General features: G+C 59.1%; 2 protein-coding genes. Both read right to left on the bottom strand.

The features are described from left to right. Positions 1–367: 367 nt before the first annotated feature. The gene (recR, locus tag Q0F21_RS07550) at positions 368–1,000 is read right to left on the bottom strand and encodes a recombination mediator RecR (protein ID WP_297238776.1); all 633 of its coding nucleotides are present in this window, start codon (positions 998–1,000) and stop codon (positions 368–370) included. Then, the gene (gene lptB / locus Q0F21_RS07545) at positions 997–1,746 is read right to left on the bottom strand and encodes an LPS export ABC transporter ATP-binding protein (RefSeq protein WP_288966278.1); all 750 of its coding nucleotides are present in this window, start codon (positions 1,744–1,746) and stop codon (positions 997–999) included. Before lptB ends, recR begins: the two co-directional genes overlap by 4 nt. Between the last annotated feature and the right edge of the window lie 165 nt (positions 1,747–1,911).

The following is a 1,911-nucleotide window of genomic DNA, read 5'->3' as shown; positions in this document are numbered from 1 at the left end:
AATGCAGATTATCGGGAGGGGTGAATCTACACCGAATGCAGATTATCGGGAGGGGTGAATCTACACCGAATGCAGATTATCGGGAGGGGTGAATCTACACCAAATGCAGATTATCGAGAGGGGTGAATCTACACCGAATGCAGATTATCGGAAGGAAGGGCTTAACCCCGGCAGGGGGGGAGACGCATTTTGGCCAAGAAGAGGCAGAAAGAGACACGGAGAGACTCTATGAGACAACTCCTCCCAGCTGGGGTGCTATATTTGCACGATGGTGCGAACCGCCAAGGGCGCTTCGCTTCTGTATCTACACAGCGAGCTGAATGGCCTTCTGTATCACTCAGTGCCCCCCTCAAATGCGTCACCCCTACTAGTCCCGGAGGGTGGAGGAGAAGGGGATCCGGTTCTCTATCGAGCGACCGAGGGTGAGCTGGTCGGCATACTCTAGGTCATCACCGACGGAGACACCGCGGGAGAGGGTGCTGATACTGAGGTCGGGGATATCCTTTAGGAGGCGGTAGATGTAGAAATTGGTCGTATCGCCCTCCATGGTGGTGCTTAGGGCGAGGAGGATCTCTCTCACCCCCTCGTCCTGTACCCGCTGGGGCAGGTCGGCAAGGAAGAGGTCGTCGGGACCGATGCCGTCGATGGGCGAGATGAGTCCGCCGAGGACGTGGTACCGCCCGTGGTAGCGTCCCGTCTGCTCTATCGCCAGCACCTCACGCACGCTCTCGACGACGCAGACGAGCTGCGGGTCGCGCCGGGGGTCGCTGCAGATGGCGCAGAGCTCCTCGTCGCAGATATTGTGGCACTCGCTGCAGTAGTGGATGCCGTCGACGAAGGTCCGGAGGTCATCGGTGAGCCCGTGGGTGAAGCTCTTGTCCTCCCTCAGGAGGAAGAGTGCCAGCCGTAGGGCGCTCTTGCTGCCGACACCGGGCAGCCCGCCGAGGGCCCGGACGGCTCGGTCGAGGAGAGGAGAGAATTGTCCCAGGTCCTGTCTCATGCATCGATCTCGGCAAAGGTGCGCCGGCGGAGCTCAAAGTCGGTCCCGAGGTATTTCTCTCGGACGATCTCATTGGCCGCCAGCTCCTCCGCAGTCCCCTGGAAGAGGATCTTTCCCTCGAAGAGAAGGTAGGCTCTGTCGGTGATGGAGAGGGTCTCATTTACATTATGATCGGTGATCAGCACACCGATATTGAGGCGCTTCAGTCGGGCGACGATGGACTGTATGTCCTGCACGGCGATCGGGTCGACGCCGGCAAAGGGCTCATCGAGCATGATGAACTTCGGGTCGATGGCGAGGCAGCGCGCGATCTCCGTCCGTCGGCGCTCACCGCCGGAGAGCCGGTCGCCCTGATTGGTCCGCACCTTCTCGAGCCCAAACTCGCTGATTAGCGACTCGAGTTTCTCCTGCTGCTGCTCCTTAGTGAGCTTGGTCATCTCGAGGACAGAGAGGATATTGTCCTCCACGCTCATCTTGCGGAAGACCGACTCCTCCTGCGCCAGGTAGCTGATCCCCCGGTGTGCCCGCTTGTAGATCGGCTCCCGCGTGATGTCCTCATCATCGAGGTAGATCCGCCCGTTATTGGGTACCACCAGCCCCACCGTCATGTAGAAGGTGGTGGTCTTCCCGGCGCCGTTGGGACCGAGCAGCCCGACGATCTCTCCCTGAGAGACGTTGATGGAGACGTGGTTGACTACCGTGCGACTCTTGTATTTCTTGACGAGGTCTTCAGTCCGTAGATTCATGTGATGTTATAGGAAAAGGGTACACCAGGCATCGAAGTGGTCGAGATTGTCCTTCCCATAGCCGCGCTGCTTCTCGCGGAGGCTTTCGACGCTCTTCTCGACGGTCAGCTTCTCCACATTCCCCTTGGAGTAAAAGCAGTCGGCAAAGCAGATGATCTGCTCCTC

Origin of the sequence: uncultured Porphyromonas sp., assembly GCF_934359325.1 — a bacterium.
Classification (GTDB): domain Bacteria; phylum Bacteroidota; class Bacteroidia; order Bacteroidales; family Porphyromonadaceae; genus Porphyromonas_A.
This window is presented reverse-complemented; position numbering and strand designations above follow the sequence as displayed.

What these genes read in the sequence shown, in the direction of transcription:
- recR (WP_297238776.1), bottom strand. Translation starts at nt 1,000, where the DNA reads ATGAGACAGGACCTGGGACAATTCTCTCCTCTCCTCGACCGAGCCGTC.
- lptB (WP_288966278.1), bottom strand. Translation starts at nt 1,746, where the DNA reads ATGAATCTACGGACTGAAGACCTCGTCAAGAAATACAAGAGTCGCACG.